The following is a 17249-nucleotide window of genomic DNA, read 5'->3' on the forward strand; positions in this document are numbered from 1 at the left end:
CTATTGACTTTACGACTATATCCCTATAAAGTGATAATTACGAAAACGTAACACAATATATCTCTTATCAAGAGTGGCGGAGGGACTGGCCCTAAGATGCCCAGCAACCGTTCCATTAGGAATTGGTGCTAAATCCTGCAAAACAGAAATGTTTTGACAGATAAGAGAGGGACAAGTCTGCAAAACAGCCGATTAAACCTCTCTATATTAGAGAGGTTTTTATTTTGGGATTTACACCGACTTAACTGATAAGACTAATGAGAAAACATGGAGGGAAACAAGATGAGAAGGTCTATTAAAGGGATATTCATTTCTGCCATCGCTTCGGCTTTGCTTTTAACGGGTTGCACTGCAGGGCAGAGTTCCACAGAATCGAAGAAAGAAGAAAAAGTATCATTTGAAAATGTCCCGGAGAGATTTGCTGATGGCGATGGAGCCAAAATCAAGGTGATCCGTAAAATTGGCGGTGATGATCATACTGCCCAATACCTGGCGGGGGCGAAAGAAGAAGGAGAAGCACTGGGGTTTCAAGTCGATACGTACACAGCCAATGGTGATACGGCTAAATTCCATGATGCGATAGCACAGGCTTTGGAGGAAGATTACGACGGCTATATCATTTCACATGGTGATGATGCTGCAACTGTAAATGACGTTCAGAAGTTGGTTGATGCAGGTAAAAGCGTTGTCACATTCGATTCAATAAGCGATCTATCTAAAATAGAGGGCGTGACATTAACTTCACAAGATGATGAAGCGCTGGCAACACTGGCTTTCGATAAACTGATAAAAGAACAGAAAGGTGAAGCGGCAATTGCATATCTTTGGGTGGATGGTTTTCCTCCAATGGTAAGAAGAAATGCAGTATATCAGGAAAAATTAAAAGAAAATCCTGGGATTAAAGAAGTCGAAAGATTCGGAGTGGCATCCGCTGATACTTCGGTGCAGACACAAAATGCTGTAGCCGCAATGCTGAATAAATACCCTAAAGGTAAATTGGATGCCATTTTCGCAACATGGGATGCCTTTGCTATCGGTGCAGCCCGGGCGATTAAAGAAGCGGGCCGCGATGAAGTAAAGATATATGGAATTGATGTTTCGAACGCAGATCTCCAGGAGATCCAATCGGCTGATAGCTCATGGTCCTACACGGCAGCAGTCGATCCCAAGTTGATCGGTGCAGTGAATATGAGGATATTGGCTAAAAAATTAGCTGGCGAAGAAACGCCGCAAACATATGATTTGGAGGCATCACTTATTTCGCAAAAGCAAATCCAAGCTTCAAAAGAAGCGGTAAACATGGCAAACCTGTCTGATATTGTCGATGGCTGGGGGGTATCGACGGAATTTGAAGAAGATTGGATGAAGGTTTTGAAAGATCATTATAAAAAATAAAAAGAGACACTCTCTTTCCAGCGAAGGGAGTGTCTGTTCTATAAGGGGGAATGGACATGGGCAAGCAACTAGAAATGAAGAAGATTTCGATTGAATTTCCGGGGGTGAAGGCGCTGAGTGATGTTGATTTTTCCGTACAATCAGGAACAGCCCACGCATTGGTCGGTGCAAACGGAGCAGGGAAATCGACGTTAATGAAAGTTTTATCGGGAGCCCATGTTCATTATTCAGGTGACATTTTTATTGATGGGATGAAGTGGGATATCCGCTCGCCAAAAGCTGCTCAGGGACAGGGCATTCAAATAGTTTATCAGGAAGTGGATACCGCCCTCATCCCTTATTTAACAGTTGGGGAAAATGTAATGTTGAATGATATGGTCCAAAACATGGGAAAAAAACAAAGGGTACAATGGAAAGAACTGCACAACAAAGCCACTTCTATTCTTGAAGATATGAAAATTCATGTCCCTTCGAAAAAGCTGGTTAGAGACCTTACCTTGGCTGAAAAACAGATGGTCCTGATAGCAAGAGCCGTTTCGACAGAATGCAAATTCCTGATTCTCGACGAGCCAACTGCTCCGTTAAGTCATACGGAGACGACGGAACTTTTTCGAATTGTAAATGAGTTAAAGCAAAAAGGCGTGGCAATCATTTTCATTTCACATCGTCTGCCTGAGATTTTTGAAATCTGTGAGGAAATTACGATCATGAGGAATGGGGAGCGTGTCACTTGTCGAAAAATCGAGGACATAACCCGTACCGAAGTGGTAGAGAACATGCTCGGGAAAACCATGGATGAACAGTTTCCTGAAGTGAATGCTTCGATTGGAGACGTAATTCTGGAAGTGAACGGATTGTCAGATGCCGAGAAAGTTAAGAATGTCAGTTTGAATATTAAAGCAGGAGAGATAATCGGCTTGGCTGGGTTGGTCGGGGCTGGGAAAACGGAGCTGTGTAAAACCCTTTTCGGTCATACGTCCATCACAGCGGGTGAAGTCATCCTGAATGGTCGAAAGCTTTCTCTGAAATCACCGCATGAAGCAGTAAAAAGCGGGCTGGCACTTGTACCTGAGGAACGCAGGAAAGAAGGGGTCCTTGTACAGGAATCAGTCTCGGCAAACTTGACTGCAGCCAGTCTCGGCAAATTCTGCAAAACATTCAGTGTCGTCGATCGTAAGGCGGAAAAGGAAAAGGCGAAGGAAATAATCGCAATTCTCGGCATTAAAACTCCTTCAGGGGAAGTGAAGGTCGAAAACCTATCCGGTGGTAACCAGCAAAAAGTTGCCATTGGAAAATGGCTTATGGCAGATGCGGATGTATACATATTCGATGAACCAACGAAAGGGGTCGATGTCGGAGCCAAGAAGGATATATTCGAATTGATTGCAAAGCTTGCAAGGAATGGAAAAGCGATCATTTATGCATCCTCCGAGGTTTCCGAAATCATTGGCATTACGAACCGGACCTATGTGTTATATGACGGGAGCACTGTCATCGAATTAGAAACAAGCAAAACGAATGAAGAAGAACTACTATTCTATTCAACAGGAGGTAAATAGGATGAGCATACCCATTCCTGTTACACAGACAGCGAAAGCGAAGAAAAAGGTGGAACTATTCGACTTTTTCTATAAATACGGCACAATATTGACGATTATCATTCTGATTGGAATTTTCGCCGTATCCAATCCATCTTTCATCCAAACGTCTAACCTGATAAACATCCTGCGTTCCATTTCAATCGTGACCATTATTGCGATCGGCATTACGATATCACTGACCGTGGATGGCTTCGACCTTTCCGTGGGCTCCGTCGCATCATTGGCCAATGCCATCGTCATCTCGATGTTTGTCTGGTTTTCCCAGGATACATTCATCGCCATATTAGCTGCGGTCGGTGCCTCACTTTTCGTAGGGGCTTTGAATTCATTCATGATCGTTAAATTAAGAATTCCCGACATGCTGATGACATTGGCTACCATGTTCATTATTCAGGGAATTGCCCTTACTTATACAAAAGGGGCCACGGTTTCGCAAAATATGGTCATGCCCGACGGGACATTCGCAACAGGACTGATCAGCCCGTTTTTCGCCAAAATTGGCCAAGTACCATGGATAATCCTGATCATGGCCGTCATTGTGATAGCGACCCATATCTTTTTGACTTATACGAAGCACGGTCGTTATATGTACATTATTGGGGGGAATAAGGAAGCAGCGAGACTTTCCGGGATATCGGTTAATAAATACAAAATACTTGCCTATCTGATTTCAGCTCTATTTGCTGCAATCGGGGGAATTGTCCTTGCTTCAAGGGTCATGACATCGGAAATCAATTCAGGATCCCCCTATTTAATGGATGCCGTTGCAGCAGCCTTCATTGGTTCCTCCGTTTTAGGAGCGGGAAAACCGAATGCCTTTGGAACCTTCATCGGTGCAGTCCTGATCGGAATCCTTCAAAATGGGCTGATCATGATGTCCGTTCCGTATTACGCGATGGATATCGTCAAAGGAACAGTGCTGGCCCTTGCGCTCGCGGTAACCTATTACAAGCAAAAACAGTAAAATGTATTCGTTGCGTTACTCTACAAAAATCCAAAAAAAATCCTGTTGTAATGCAACAGGATTTTTCCTTTTTAAAAAGGGATGGGTTAAGGAGATCGTCATCATTTTACTTACGCTAAAATGGTGGCAGGAGCACTTTTTGAACCCTCATTGTTGGAGTATAAAGATTGACCGCAATTGTAATTTTTATAGGAACCTTATTTACCTTTTAATAAGATTGATAATGATCTATTGTAAAGTATGAACATTCATATCATATACTTATCTAAAGGAGAGTGTAGACTTATGCGCGAAACCTGTGTTCCGGCAGGTGTGAAACCGAATGAAACTGGCTTTGGATATACGCTGTCCTTGATAGGCGGCAAATATAAAATGATCATAATGTATTGGCTGTCTGAAAATAAGGTCATGCGTCATAATCAGCTGAAGCGAAGTATCGGTACCATTTCCTTTAAAACGCTAAGCATCATGTTAAAAGAGTTGGAGGCAGACGGCCTTATCATACGCAAGGAATTTCCCCAAATACCTCCAAAAGTAGAATATTCATTATCTGAACGTGGTCTATCTCTCATCCCATTGTTAAATATGATGTGCGAGTGGGGAGAGAAAAACAGTTTGCCAGTTCAGGAGACTAAACAGCAGTAGGTGTAGCTATTTTGATTAAATCAAAAGAAGTATTTCCCTGACAAGGAAATACTTCTTTAATGAACTGCCTATTAAAGGTTATCGACAAAATTCAAATAATCTTGTGCGCTTTTTTCCAATTCGCTCACGGATGGCTCATTTTCAGCACCATAAAACGCAAAGAATGAACGATAATCTGCATTGCAGTAAAGGAAGGTAGTTTCAAAGGGAGATAATAAATGTTCAAGTGTATAGCGATATCTTCCTTCTTCACTATAATCCTCTTTGTTAATTCCGGCAGATACAGCTAAAGCAGCTTTGCGATTCTTTAATTTATCCCCTCCATTTGAACCATAAGCCCAACCATAAGTAAAAACATCGTCAAGCCATCTTTTTAGGAGAGGCGGACAATTAAACCAATAAAAAGGGAACTGTAAAACAAGATTACTATGCGATTCGATTAATTGCTGTTCTTTTTCCGCATTAATGTTTCCGTCAGGGTAAACCTTATACAATTCGTGTACTGTATACTTTTCCGGATATTTCCTTAGCGCTTCTACCCATCGCTTATTTATGAGGGATGTTTCTAGACTGGGGTGTGCTACGATAACAAGAGTTTTCAAAGATTTCTCCTCCTTAATTATTATTTATTTTAAGTATAAATTGCACTCTGCAAGTACGTAAGTATGCACTTTTAGTATAGGTACTTACCTAAAGGAGAGTGTTAAATCAGGTATAACTAAAAAAACAATCTGTAAATTCCAATATGAGGAAGATGTTAATAAGGGAAACTTAAAAGGTCAGATAGACCCGCTCATCCTGTCACTTTTACATAGGAGGGATATGTACGGCTTTGAATTAGCCAAAAATTGTTCGTGAAGAAAATATTACAGACTTACATCAGTGGGTGAAGAAGGCTTTAAACAAAAGCGCCTGGAATGGGAATTTGTAAGAGATGTGATTGATTCCTTTTTAGATTGGGGGAAATAAGGAAGCGGCTAGACTTTCCGGGATATCAGTTAATATCTATCTATTTCAGCTTTATTTGCTGCAATCGGGGGAATTGTCCTTGCTTTAAGGGGCATGAAATCGGAAATCAATTCAGGATTCCGCTATTAATACCGTCGCGGCAGCCTTCATTGGGTTCCTCCGTTTTAGGAGCGGGAAAACCGAATGCCTTTGAAACCTTCATCGGTGCAGTCCTGATCGGAATCCTTCAAAATGGGCTGATCATGGATGTCCGTTCCGTATTATGCGATGGATATCGTCAAAGGAACAGTTCTTGCCCTTGCGCTCGCGCTCGCGGTAACCTACTACAAGCTAGCTAAAACACTAAAGTTTTACGAAAGATTAAGAAGAAAGAGGAAGAGGGTTCTTTTTAACCCTCTTTCCAATACACTCACTATATTTTGTTTTTATAAATGACTTTGTTAACATCGTGTCTTACTGTTTTGTGACCTTCTTTCATTCCTTTCCCCATGGCAATAAGCATAACATCTAAATACCTATCGGAAATGTTTAAGGCTGACTTTAATTGTTCGGAATCATACCCGGACATTGTAATGGTTTCAAGACCTGCCTCGTTCGCCAATAAAACTAACGACATTGACGCCAGGCTTGCGTCTCTTATTAATTCAACCTTTAAATCTTCTTTTGATTTATTTAGATAATAATTGATTGCCGCGTTTGTTAGATAATCTCTTACTGATGCGTCAAAATAACCTTTTTGAAATTCATCCTCATGTATCATTATGATATTTTCTTTTTCAAATGCTTGATAATCACCTAGTATAACAACCAGTACTGAGGCTTCAATTACCTGTTGTTGATTAAAAGCGATGGGCAGTAACAAATTCTTTAAATATGGTTCATCTATAACCAGGTATCGTGTTGCTTGAATATTGTTTCCGTTAGGCGATTTACTGGCTCCTTCAATAAGTGTCGCCAACGTTTCTGGACTAATTTTATAATGGGGATCATACTGCCTTACGGAACGTCTTTTTTCTATAGTCTCTCTTACACTCATCGTGTTCACTCCCAATGTTATATTTGCTTTATAATCAGAGTATAATGGACCCATGATGTAGAAGAAAATAACGCACAATAAAGTGGCATAGCCACCTTTATGTGCCTATTCAGGAGGAATGAGGAATGAAGAGTCTAAATACGGGAATAAATATTTTCATGAATACTGTAGGAGGAAAGTGGAAATGCTTAATTCTCTTTTTTCTGAGTCAAAAACCAATGAGGACAAAAGAGTTTTATATTCTAATACCGGCCATAACCCAGAAAGTCTTGACCGACCAATTAAAGCAGCTGGAAAGAGATGGGCTTGTCCGAAGAGAAGTATATAAAGTAGTACCACCAAAAGTAGAATATAGTTTAACTGAGTTAGGTCAATCATTTGTACCTGTATTAAATACAATGTGTGAATGGGGCACTACATATGCAGTCGAACAAAACCTCGAAAGGCAAGATCAAATCTGTCGTCATCATAAATAAGTAAGATCTGCTTCAACTAAGGAGTGTTGATTTTTTTGACAAGTTCAGTAAGGCAAGCAGAATTTAATATTATTAGAGGAAATGTCTTGAAGATGACTTTTGGCATTCTCTCTAAAGATTGTATTAAACTAACAGGTGCTTTACTTTAAAGCTGCTTTGCCCCGCCCCGCTCTTTTTTAATGTAACGGTTAGTTGCATAAGATTTTTTTTGCTTTATAATTAGTACCAGGTGTTAATATCAAGTTATAAAATGATGCAATTCATACACACGAGGTGGCTATTCTATGTTCAAATCCAAAGCACGTATTACTGCGATAGGTTCGTATGTTCCTGAAAAAAGGTTAACAAATAAAGACTTAGAAAAAATGGTTGAAACCAATGATGAATGGATTGTTAAACGTACCGGTATTAAAGAACGAAGAATTGCACATGAAGAGGAGTTTACTAGTGATATCGGTTATAAAGCTGTAAAGGATTTAATGGAACGGTATGATAAATCTGTCGAAGATGTTGATATGATCATTGTCTGTACCTTTACTCCTGATTTCAACACTCCAAGTGTAGCATCTTTAGTCCAAGCAAAGCTAGGCATTAAGAATACTGGAGCTATTGATTTAAACGCTGCCTGTGCAGGATTTACTTATGGGCTGCATGTAGCTAATGGATTAGTAACATCGGGATTAAATAAGAAAATCCTAGTTATTGGAGCGGATACTTTATCAAAACTTATGGACTATGAAGATCGAGCCACTTGTATTTTATTTGGAGATGGCGGAGGAGCAGTTCTTGTAGAATATGATGAAAAACAGCCAAGTTTTCTTTCTTCACATTTATATTCGGAGGGTGAAGGCGGAAAACATTTATATAGTACAAACCTATCGACACGCATAAATGGTGAAGACTTAAATGATAGCGGCAACCTTGTACAAAATGGACGTGAGGTTTATAAATGGGCTGTCACGACCGTTCCAAAAGGAATGCAAACTGTGATGAAAAATGCTGAATATCAATTGAATGATGTTGATTGGTTCGTGCCGCATAGTGCAAATTTAAGAATGATCGAGTCAATATGTGAAAGAAGCGGCTTTCCAATCGAACGAACTTTATATAGCCTAGTGGAGTATGGAAATACTTCTTCAGCAACAATTCCATTATCTTTGGAAATAGGGATAAAAGAAGGGAAGCTCCGTGGTGGTGAGAAGGTTTTATTATATGGTTTCGGCGGTGGACTAGCTCAAGCTGGATTGCTTATCGATTGGACCCTATAAAGCTATTTTCTACAACTAATAATTTAGTTTGCACTTTAAGAAGGCCTCCGATTGGCTTCCTTCTTATGGTATGACTCTCCAGAGGTATGTCCCAACATCCTTTTTCAAAAACAGAACCTTTGAACTGAAGTGTACCCAAAATGTTAGGCATTTAGAGGGCATGAACCCGGTTTATCTACCGGGCTCATGCCTTTTAATTTTACTATGAACAGCTGATGATTGTAATAATGGATATATTCTAACTTTATTGGGTCAGATCAAAGGGTTCTAGAGTGGGTACATCCCGAACCATGATTTTAAAACTAAATAGGTTATACTTATTAATGTTTTATTGTTTTATGAAACCCTCATTAGATTGAAGAAATTTGCGACACTCCTGCCGAATAACTGTCTAGCCGAGACTCCGGAGGCGCTTGCGCCGAGGAGGCTTGGCAGACAGTCGGCGGAAAGGGAGCGGATTTCTGAAATCAACTGGAAGTTTTCATGTTTTTTCTTTCTGCAGCAGTTTCATAAAATTAAACGGAAAACCCTGATATATCAAGGTATTCCTCGGTGTCACTCATAGGTTGCATAGTATTGCGCTCATTACTATCTTTACTTTGCACGATTCATCTCACAATACTAGGAGAAGGAAAGGCGATGAACTCATTATGATTTTTAGCGAACGATTAAAAAAAGAACGGGAAAAAAGAAATTGGTCACAAAATGATCTTGCAGAGAAGATTCATGTGAGTCGCCAATCTGTGTCCAAATGGGAAACAGGAAAAAATTACCCAAGTATTGAGGTACTCATTAATCTGAGTGATTTATTTCAGATTACGGTAGATGAATTATTAAGGAGTGACGAGGAATTGAAAGAAAAAATAATACGGGAAAGTAAGCAGTTAGCATTTCCAAAAAGGAAAATGTTTTTTGATATCGTGTTAGTAATAGGGGCATTTTTATTAGTGTCTAAATTAATTATTTTTGGTCTTAACAAATTTGCTGGCACCGATATTACCATTTTAAAAAGCATGCCAGTTGTATCGAATTTTTTACCATTAGCTTTGATGGTTATTGGCGGCATCGGTTCGGATTATTTGAAGGATAAATATGTGGATTAAAAATACTCTCTTCTAAAAATGCATAGTGATTCCCAAGGGAATGAAACCCTTTTGTAAACTTGATCATAAAAGAACAGAACCTTTGAATTTCGGGTTCTGTTCCTATTTCTTATTTGAACTTTTGCACTTCTTCATTTCCCTCGAATTTGTTATCTTTCAATATGCCAATTTCTTCAATATGATTTCGTGCCGTTTCATCCCCTAATTTATAAATGAGGGCATAAAGCCTTTTCATGGCTGCATCGTATTTATCATTTGCCCGGTCATGATGATAGAGAAGGTAGGGCACATGTGATCGGGCATATGCCTCCAGGTCATCTGTCCGGTGTTCCTCCAAGCATTGTTTCAATTCTGCAAGTTCCTCATCAGTTGCGTGTACAGTGAAGCTCGGATTCTCTTCAAGTTTTTGTCCGAGTACGTCGCCGCTGACCAAATCGACATGGTAGGTCTGTTTTTCCTGTATCATTCTGCACATCACCCTTTCAAGCGTTTATCTATTCTGTACCACTATTTGTAAAAAGTTAATCATGAAAGTAAACATTTCCTTAATGAAAAAGATAGGAAATAAAGGTATCGGATTCCTTATCAAATGGTTTAAGATGGATTTACAGGATAATATGGTAAATGGAGTGGTGATATAGTGAAGAGGTCAATCATGGTTGTTTTTTTTGTGTTGATTGCTTCAGGCTGCGTAACAAGGAATTATGACTCCAATATGGATTTAGGGAAAAGTCAGTTGAATGAGGAAAATTATTTAGAAGCCCACGAGGCATTTGAATTAGCTTATAAAGAAGGAAAAACACCTAAATCAAGGGAGTTAATGAATCTTTCCGGTTTGCTGGCGAGTGGAATGAAGAAATACGACGAACAGGATTTTGAATCGGCCAAAAAAGATTTTGAAGAAGCAACCGCATATAAAGCAAAATACCGGGAAGGTAAACAAATGGTTTCAAAGGCGGCGGAAATGCACCCGGTTTCAGACTCAGCCACGATAGAAGCAGTAGTGGGAAATGATGAAGCGAAACCGGCGGAGGAAACAACTGAGGAAGGATCCAAGGCAGAAGATGAGGCGGCAACGGATACAAAAGGCAAAGAAGGAAGCAAGGATTCGGATCATCCCTTAAGTAAATCTCAGGCGGAGAAGCTTGTGAAGGATTACGTGGATATGGAAAACTTTTCACATTTACAAATCGAATATGATCATGATGCCGAAAAGGGAGATTATATTTTTCATGTTTTCGAGGTAGATGAACCTAGTCAGAAAAGCGGCCACAAAACCACTTGGGGCTGGTATGGCGTGAATAAGGAGACCAAAGAAGTTTATGAAGTCATGTAAGGATAACTGAATGGTCGAATTGAAGGCCTCTGTTGTGGCCTTTTTTTTTGTGGTGCGGAAACATACAGGATTCGATAAAATTTTATGATTTTTGTTAAAAGGTAGCCTAATTCTTTATTTTCTTAAGAATTTTTTAATATTTCCTGTTTATGATTGAGGCAAGTAAAGGACAATCATAGGAGGGATAAAGATGGAGAATTATAATGGTGAGGAGCAAGTCAGAGTCAAGGCAGAACGGAAAAAGGGTAAGTCTCTCTGGATAACTAGCCTTGTTTCCGGAACGGTTGCTTCTATGGTTACATCGTCTGTATTTCTATTTGGCGGAGACTTTATAGATCAAGGGAAAAGTTCAGTGAATGAGTCAACCGAAACGGCAGGAATACAGCAAACGGACAGTGTTGAAAAGGATAAAAGTGTCACGGCGGAAAAGTTATCGGCAAGTACGGATTCAAATGATAGGGCAGAGATGGTCGAATCAGCATCCAAATCGATTGTAGGGGTCGTGAATTTACAGGAGATGCAAAGCCAGAACCCGTACCAGCGGCAAAGCACGGAGAGCGAAACGGTAGAGAGCGGAACTGGCTCAGGGGTCATTTATAAAAAAGCTGATGGGAAAGCCTATATCATCACGAACAATCATGTTATTGAAGGAGCTAAGGAAGTCGAAATTTCATTGTATGACGGACAAAAGGCAACGGCAGCTGTTGTCGGGGCTGATGCTTTGACGGATTTGGCGGTTTTGACAATTGATTCCTCGAAAGCACCGGAGGGAATTAAATTCGGGAATTCTGATAGCATGCGTCCAGGTGAAGAAGTATTGGCAATTGGCAACCCACTTGGACTTGATTTTTCACGATCGGTTACACAAGGAATCGTAAGTGCGACCGGACGCACCATTTCAGTCGATACCTCGGACGGGGAGTGGGCACTTGATGTCCTTCAAACAGATGCAGCGATCAACCCTGGTAATAGCGGCGGTGCATTGATCAACACCGCTGGGGAAGTGATTGGCATAAACAGTCTGAAGATTTCCGAAAACGGTGTGGAAGGCTTAGGGTTTGCCATACCAAGTAATGATGTGATTCCGATTGTTACGGAACTGATTGAAAATGGAAAAATCACGCGTCCGTATTTAGGAGTCAGCTTGGCCAGTATAGATGAACTGCCGCAATATTACATTCAAAATGTTCCAGAAGCTGCAGAATCCGGCGTAATGGTGACGAGTATAGAAGCGGGCTCGGCAGCGGCGAACGGAGGGCTTAAGCAACAGGATATCATTGTTGATATTGATGGAACGAAAATAAATACTGCCGCAGCATTAAGGAAATACTTATATACAGATAAGAAAATCGGCGATAAAGTAAAAATTAAAGTGTATCGAGGTACTGAAGAGAAAACGGTAACGATAACCTTGCAAAAACCATAGAAAGAGATAAGGCCCCTGATCATTCATCAGGGGCCTTTTATTTAGAAGTTTTTAATAGTATACAAAAGGTTAATATCGGAAAAATAGATAGTGTATTTGCACTGTTTTACATATTTTTCATATAGTCTTGAATACCTAAGAGTGAATGGTAGCGGCTTCTATTTGTCAAGGTTTTCATCGTTAATATGTTAAAAAATAGAAAAGATTTGACAAATTTGTGAAATGTCATAAAATAGAAAGAAAGGGGATGAAATTATGGAAGCTAATCAGAAGATGTTAGATGCAGTGAAATGGGTATCGGGCACAGGTTGTGTAATCGGATTTATTATTTTTGCTTTAAGTTTTTTTGTAAGCGATTACAATAAGGATTATATATTTACCGTTGTTGGAATCGCCATCACACTAAGTGCAGCTGCCATTTTTCTAGTTGGTATATTTTTTGTCCTGACAGAAGAAATGGTAATGAATACACATAAAGGTGAAAGAATTGAACCGGAAACGACTAAAATCATAAAAATGAAATCAAAGGCTAAAACTCATACAAAAAGAAGTACGGAATTCAGTAACTAAAACCGAGAATATAGCGTAATGAATTGGCTTACTATCATCAGATTCACTAACATGTTTGAACAAAACTAGCTGATTCGTTTATCAGGGAGCCAATTTGATTTCACTCATTGAATGCGCTTTCATATCATTTGTAACGATTAAATTTTAATACAATACACGGCACTCGTTATGTATTAAAATATTTTAAGGAACCCTTTCATTGAATGCATACGATGTGCTTGGATATCCAAAGAACTGCCCGTATTCAGGAAGTTCTAACTTTACATTTTGAACTATATCCACGAGAAAAGGACATTTTTTCAAAAGTCCTTTTTTTGTGGTTTTTTTTGTACTTTTACTTGAAGATGCAAAGGGATGCATGTATCTATATGGGGTTCTTGAGTAGTAAGTACCCTTATTTGTAGTTAAAAGTGAAATTTATAAAAATATCTTGAAAGCTACGCTTTCTGTGTTTTTTTATTTACCAAAATTCCGTTTACACCCTGACTTACTTGTAATAAAAGAAGTAGATATCCTAATTGAAGTTAAATTTGTTTAAAGAACAAAAGTAAAAAACTATATTGTCGTTAAAGTGAGTCCTACTGAATAAGAGAGAGATAAAAATTTTTAAAAAAAGTCGAATTTTCAAATGGAAGAATAATGAAAATTTGATGTTAAAGGTAAACAACTTTATTGGTATATAACACTGGGATAAGTGTCTAAATGAAAAAGAATAGCACATGACTCTTTTTTTGTGACTCAATGAAGGCTATTAAATCCGCATCAAAAATAATAAACTCTGATAAATAATTAGTTTAAAATTAAAAACCTGTAAATCCTCCATACAATTGAGTCAGAAGGGAGATGATTTTAGTCATCATATTAAAGTATAATAATACTCCCATCAAGATCATTAATATGCCACCAAGCATCATTAATATAGAACTTTTCTTCTTAATAAAGTGCATCTTCTCAATGAATAATGACATTATTAGAAAAGGGATTGAAAAACCCAGAATATAGAACAGCATATAAAGCATGCCTTTTCCTGGATCTGTAACTCCTAGAGCAATGACACCAGCCAGTATAGGACCTGTACAAGGGGTCCACCCTGCAGCAAAACCTATGCCAATTAAGATAGACCCAGTGTATCCTGAAGGCCTCCTTTTAAAGTTCATTTTCTTATCGGTAAGTAAGAAATCAAATTTAAGCATACCGGTTAGAACTAGACCAAAAAACACCATTATTACAGCACCTAGTTGCCTTAATAAGTCTTGGTACTGCATGAAAAATGTTCCTATAAAAGAGGTGGAAAGCCCCAAAGCTAAAAAGATTAAGGAAAACCCTATTAAGAACAGAATAGTATGTATAAAAGCTTCCTTTTTGAAAATCCCTTTTTCTTTCTTTAAGTCATTTAAAGATACCCCGGTAATATAAGAAAGAAAAGCTGGGTACAAAGGGAGAGAGCATGGGGATAAAAACGATAAAAACCCTGCACCAAATGCAAGAAATAAATTAAGCTGTTCCATGATTTAACCACCTGAAAAGTATTATTATGTTTATGGTTTTATTTCTTCCATGTAATTTGCTATATCTCTTTCTGTCATACTTCCTGTTATCACTTTCGTTACTATGCCGTTCTTATCAATTAAAAAAGTGGTTGGAATAGGGGTAATATCATAAGTTTCTGTAACAACACTTTTCTTATCTTTCAGTATTGGAAATGTTAGGCCATACCGTTTGGCAAATGTTTCGATTGCAACGTCACTTTCACCTATATTTACTGCCAAGATTTCAACCCCTTGATTTTTGAAATAATTGTATTGACGCTCCATATAGGGCATTTCCTTTTCACATGGTTTACACCATGTTCCCCAAAAGTTCAAGAAAACACCTTTTCCTTTGAGTTCCGATAGCTGAACTTTATCACCTTCCATATTTTCAAGTACAAAGTCAGGTGCTGGATCACCTGGTTGAACGCGAATTTTTTCCGTAAAGAAATTTAGATAAAGAGCATAGACCACTGCTAAAGCCATAATAAGTAAAAGACTAGTTCGCAAAATTAACCTTGATCTTTTAGTTTTCATTTTTACTCTCCCTTTTTCATTCGAATCAATAATATAATGATTGTACGATATAATATTAATTAAAAAGTTCGATATATTCAAAAAAATAGACCGATTAAATGCATAAGACTGTCTCCATTAAAAAGTGTGCAAAATTTTATAGAGTTCAGACTAATACATCCGGCTTGAGTGTGGAGCTGTGAAACCATTTACGAATAACCCTAATATGGTTACAAAAAATCCTTTCTGAGTTCATTATTTAGGTGCATTTTTTCCAGGTCTGTAAAGTGGATAATTTATTTTGCACCCTTTTCATGTCGGTATTGTAAGGGAGGAAAAATAACTGATGCTGTACTAATGGCCTGGCAATCTGAATAGATGCTTTACAACAACATCCAATTAAGTTGAAAAACTACGGGGATTATTAACAAAAACGTTATCTTTCTTATTAAAGTAGAAAGAATTAACGGAAAATTTCAGATTTGCTCATCTTACGGTTGCAATCCTTTTCTGATATGTGTTTTACCTTTAATGTCCGTACGTTTACTATCTTATAACAGAATAAAGAAAGACCAGCTCCAAAAAGGATCAGGTCTATTTGTCTTGTTTGGCTTTAGCTTCGGAGTCAACCCTATATTTTTCCTCCAACTTTTGGATTTCTTTATTGGATTTTCTCTTAAATACATAGATTACGAGTATAGATAATAATGATAAAACCAAATAAGTTGAAATAATATAGATGGCATCCTTACTCATACCCGCCTGTGACAGGAATTCCATATTCAATCACTCCCTTAATTTTCCCCTTTACATGGTTATATGCACATTTTTTCATATTTATTAATTTTTGTCTATTATATTATTAAATGGATATTTGAATTCTGTATTTATTTTAACTATATTAACACTTAATTTACTTTCCTTTACATTTATAATACGAGAAATAAATAAAAGGGAGCTATAGTTAAAGCATACAAATTTGAGGGGGCAATGCAATGCTGAATAAAAAAATAGCAAAAAAAGTGATTCCTTTCGCTGTGATATCATCATTGGTGATTGGTGGGGTTGTTGGCGTTAAACAAGACCCAATTCAGGCAAAAGGGGAGAAACAGCCTAAAAATGTGATTTTCCTGATTGGTGATGGGATGGGTGAATCCTATATTACAGCCCATCGTTATATGAAAGATAACCCTAATACACAAGGTTTTGATAGAACGACATTTGATAAATATAAAGTCGGTAGTCAAATGACCTTCCCGGAAGATGAAAGTCAAAACATTACGGATTCCGCCTCGGCTGCAACAGCCATGTCAGGTGGCGTAAAAACGTATAATGCGGCCATAGCAGTGGATAATGACAAATCAGAAGTAAAAACCGTTTTGGAGACCGCAAAGATTAAGGGTAAAGCAACAGGTTTGGTAGCAACCTCTGAAATCACCCATGCTACACCTGCAGCATTCGGTGCCCATGATGAGAATCGCAAAAACATGGATGCAATCGCAGATGACTACTACGACGAAAAGATAAACGGAAAGCATAAAATAGACGTACTATTGGGTGGAGGTTCCTCGAACTTTAACCGTAAAGACCGGAATCTGACCAAGGAGTTCGAAAAAGACGGGTTTGGCTATGTTACCAATAAGCAAGACATGTTAAAGAATAAGGATGATCAACTTCTAGGCTTGTTTGCCCCAGGCGGTATGCCAAAAGCGATCGACCGTACCAAGGAAATGCCATCCTTAGAGGAAATGACCAACACGGCCATCAAGAAATTAAAGAAGGATAAAGATGGATTCTTCTTGATGGTCGAGGGGAGCCAGATTGACTGGGCAGGGCATGACAATGATGTAGTGGCGGCGATGAGTGAAATGGATGACTTCGAGCGAGCATATAAAGCAGCCATTGAGTTTGCTAAAAAGGATGGAAATACGCTAGTAGTCGCAACGGCAGATCACTCTACTGGTGGTATTAGTGTCGGCAGTGACGGAGTTTACAACTGGGATTCAGAGCCTATCAAAGCAGCTAAGCGCACGCCAGACTTTATGTCTGCTGAAATTTTAAAAGGTGCAGATGTAGAGAAAACACTGAAGAAATATATCGACCTTGAACTGACGCAGGAAGAAATTAAATCTGTTCAAGGTGCTGTCGCGACAAAAAAGGTGGATGATGCCATCGAAGAAATCTTCAACAATCGCTCATTTACTGGTTGGACATCTGGTGGACATACGGGCGAGGACGTACCGGTTTACGCATTTGGCCCAGGTAAAGAACGTTTTTCCGGACTGATAGACAATACTGACAATGCCAAGATCATTTTTGATATTTTGAAGGACAGCAATAAGCGTTAAAGACAAAAGGCAATGAAAAAAGACGAAACCCGGTTTCGTCTTTTTTTATGCTAAATAACTACATATC

17 protein-coding genes, 1 pseudogene and 1 riboswitch are annotated in these 17249 nt (G+C 38.7%); of the genes and pseudogenes, 12 read left to right on the forward strand and 6 right to left on the reverse strand.

Annotated features, from left to right (window positions below; genetic code table 11):
* Positions 1 to 61 precede the first annotated feature (61 nt).
* A riboswitch (SAM riboswitch) is annotated at positions 62 to 167 on the forward strand.
* A 115-nt stretch (positions 168 to 282) separates the two neighbouring features.
* The 4 genes from AC1DIV_RS12145 (at position 283) to AC1DIV_RS12160 (ending at position 4605) form a co-directional block, all read left to right on the forward strand.
* Positions 283 to 1395 (forward strand): sugar ABC transporter substrate-binding protein, encoded by a 1113-nt coding sequence (locus AC1DIV_RS12145; protein WP_477576482.1) that lies wholly within the window; start codon positions 283 to 285, stop codon positions 1393 to 1395.
* Between the two features lie 56 nt (positions 1396 to 1451).
* Positions 1452 to 2954 carry a sugar ABC transporter ATP-binding protein gene (locus tag AC1DIV_RS12150; RefSeq protein ID WP_477576483.1) on the forward strand — a complete coding sequence of 501 codons (1503 nt, stop codon included), beginning with the start codon at positions 1452 to 1454 and terminating at the stop codon, positions 2952 to 2954.
* 1 nt (position 2955) lies between these two features.
* Complete coding sequence (locus AC1DIV_RS12155) at positions 2956 to 3960, forward strand: ABC transporter permease (protein ID WP_477576485.1); 1005 nt, start codon at positions 2956 to 2958, stop codon at positions 3958 to 3960.
* Between the two features lie 285 nt (positions 3961 to 4245).
* Positions 4246 to 4605 carry a winged helix-turn-helix transcriptional regulator gene (locus tag AC1DIV_RS12160; RefSeq protein WP_034305910.1) on the forward strand — a complete coding sequence of 120 codons (360 nt, stop codon included), beginning with the start codon at positions 4246 to 4248 and terminating at the stop codon, positions 4603 to 4605.
* Between the two features lie 71 nt (positions 4606 to 4676).
* Here the strand turns inward: AC1DIV_RS12160 and AC1DIV_RS12165 are convergent, their stop codons facing one another.
* Entirely contained in the window at positions 4677 to 5207 is a 531-nt protein-coding gene (locus AC1DIV_RS12165; RefSeq protein ID WP_063595312.1) for an NAD(P)H-dependent oxidoreductase, read from the reverse strand.
* Between the two features lie 353 nt (positions 5208 to 5560).
* On the opposite strand from AC1DIV_RS12165, the pseudogene AC1DIV_RS12170 reads away from it, so the two are divergent.
* Positions 5561 to 5904, forward strand: a pseudogene (locus tag AC1DIV_RS12170) (ABC transporter permease); the annotation flags it as partial.
* An 82-nt stretch (positions 5905 to 5986) separates the two neighbouring features.
* Here AC1DIV_RS12170 and AC1DIV_RS12175 read toward each other — a convergent pair.
* Positions 5987 to 6610 carry a nitroreductase family protein gene (locus tag AC1DIV_RS12175; protein WP_048685545.1) on the reverse strand — a complete coding sequence of 208 codons (624 nt, stop codon included), beginning with the start codon at positions 6608 to 6610 and terminating at the stop codon, positions 5987 to 5989.
* 125 nt (positions 6611 to 6735) lie between these two features.
* Here AC1DIV_RS12175 and AC1DIV_RS12180 point away from each other — a divergent pair, with 125 nt between their 5' ends.
* From AC1DIV_RS12180 to AC1DIV_RS12190, 3 genes are all read left to right on the forward strand, one after another.
* Positions 6736 to 7086, forward strand: coding sequence for a winged helix-turn-helix transcriptional regulator (locus AC1DIV_RS12180; protein WP_034305903.1), 351 nt, complete (start codon positions 6736 to 6738; stop codon positions 7084 to 7086).
* A gap of 284 nt (positions 7087 to 7370) precedes the next feature.
* Positions 7371 to 8354, forward strand: a complete 984-nt coding sequence (locus tag AC1DIV_RS12185) for a ketoacyl-ACP synthase III (RefSeq protein WP_063595309.1) — start codon at positions 7371 to 7373, stop codon at positions 8352 to 8354.
* A 650-nt stretch (positions 8355 to 9004) separates the two neighbouring features.
* The gene (locus tag AC1DIV_RS12190; RefSeq protein ID WP_072272349.1) at positions 9005 to 9457 is read left to right on the forward strand and encodes a helix-turn-helix domain-containing protein; all 453 of its coding nucleotides are present in this window, start codon (positions 9005 to 9007) and stop codon (positions 9455 to 9457) included.
* 109 nt (positions 9458 to 9566) lie between these two features.
* On the opposite strand, the gene AC1DIV_RS12195 is transcribed toward AC1DIV_RS12190, so the two are convergent.
* On the reverse strand, positions 9567 to 9923 hold the full coding sequence (locus AC1DIV_RS12195; protein ID WP_048684962.1) for a hypothetical protein: 357 nt from the start codon (positions 9921 to 9923) through the stop codon (positions 9567 to 9569).
* A 189-nt stretch (positions 9924 to 10112) separates the two neighbouring features.
* Here AC1DIV_RS12195 and AC1DIV_RS12200 point away from each other — a divergent pair, with 189 nt between their 5' ends.
* The 3 genes from AC1DIV_RS12200 (at position 10113) to AC1DIV_RS12210 (ending at position 12789) form a co-directional block, all read left to right on the forward strand.
* Positions 10113 to 10793, forward strand: a complete 681-nt coding sequence (locus tag AC1DIV_RS12200; RefSeq protein ID WP_340874160.1) for a hypothetical protein — start codon at positions 10113 to 10115, stop codon at positions 10791 to 10793.
* A gap of 190 nt (positions 10794 to 10983) precedes the next feature.
* Positions 10984 to 12219 (forward strand): S1C family serine protease, encoded by a 1236-nt coding sequence (locus tag AC1DIV_RS12205; protein WP_318292569.1) that lies wholly within the window; start codon positions 10984 to 10986, stop codon positions 12217 to 12219.
* A gap of 255 nt (positions 12220 to 12474) precedes the next feature.
* Entirely contained in the window at positions 12475 to 12789 is a 315-nt protein-coding gene (locus tag AC1DIV_RS12210; protein WP_048684972.1) for a hypothetical protein, read from the forward strand.
* Positions 12790 to 13589: 800 nt separating this feature from the next.
* Here the strand turns inward: AC1DIV_RS12210 and AC1DIV_RS12215 are convergent.
* The 3 genes from AC1DIV_RS12215 to AC1DIV_RS12225 all read right to left on the reverse strand — a co-directional run bounded on the left by AC1DIV_RS12215 (position 13590) and on the right by AC1DIV_RS12225 (position 15614).
* Positions 13590 to 14297 carry a cytochrome c biogenesis CcdA family protein gene (locus AC1DIV_RS12215; protein WP_340874161.1) on the reverse strand — a complete coding sequence of 236 codons (708 nt, stop codon included), beginning with the start codon at positions 14295 to 14297 and terminating at the stop codon, positions 13590 to 13592.
* A gap of 30 nt (positions 14298 to 14327) precedes the next feature.
* Complete coding sequence (gene resA, locus AC1DIV_RS12220; protein ID WP_340874162.1) at positions 14328 to 14855, reverse strand: thiol-disulfide oxidoreductase ResA; 528 nt, start codon at positions 14853 to 14855, stop codon at positions 14328 to 14330.
* A gap of 573 nt (positions 14856 to 15428) precedes the next feature.
* The gene (locus AC1DIV_RS12225) at positions 15429 to 15614 is read right to left on the reverse strand and encodes a hypothetical protein (protein ID WP_340874163.1); all 186 of its coding nucleotides are present in this window, start codon (positions 15612 to 15614) and stop codon (positions 15429 to 15431) included.
* Positions 15615 to 15829: 215 nt separating this feature from the next.
* On the opposite strand from AC1DIV_RS12225, the gene AC1DIV_RS12230 reads away from it, so the two are divergent.
* Positions 15830 to 17182, forward strand: coding sequence for an alkaline phosphatase (locus AC1DIV_RS12230; protein ID WP_340874164.1), 1353 nt, complete (start codon positions 15830 to 15832; stop codon positions 17180 to 17182).
* Positions 17183 to 17249 lie beyond the last annotated feature (67 nt).

This window comes from Peribacillus sp. 05N428 (assembly GCF_056397085.1).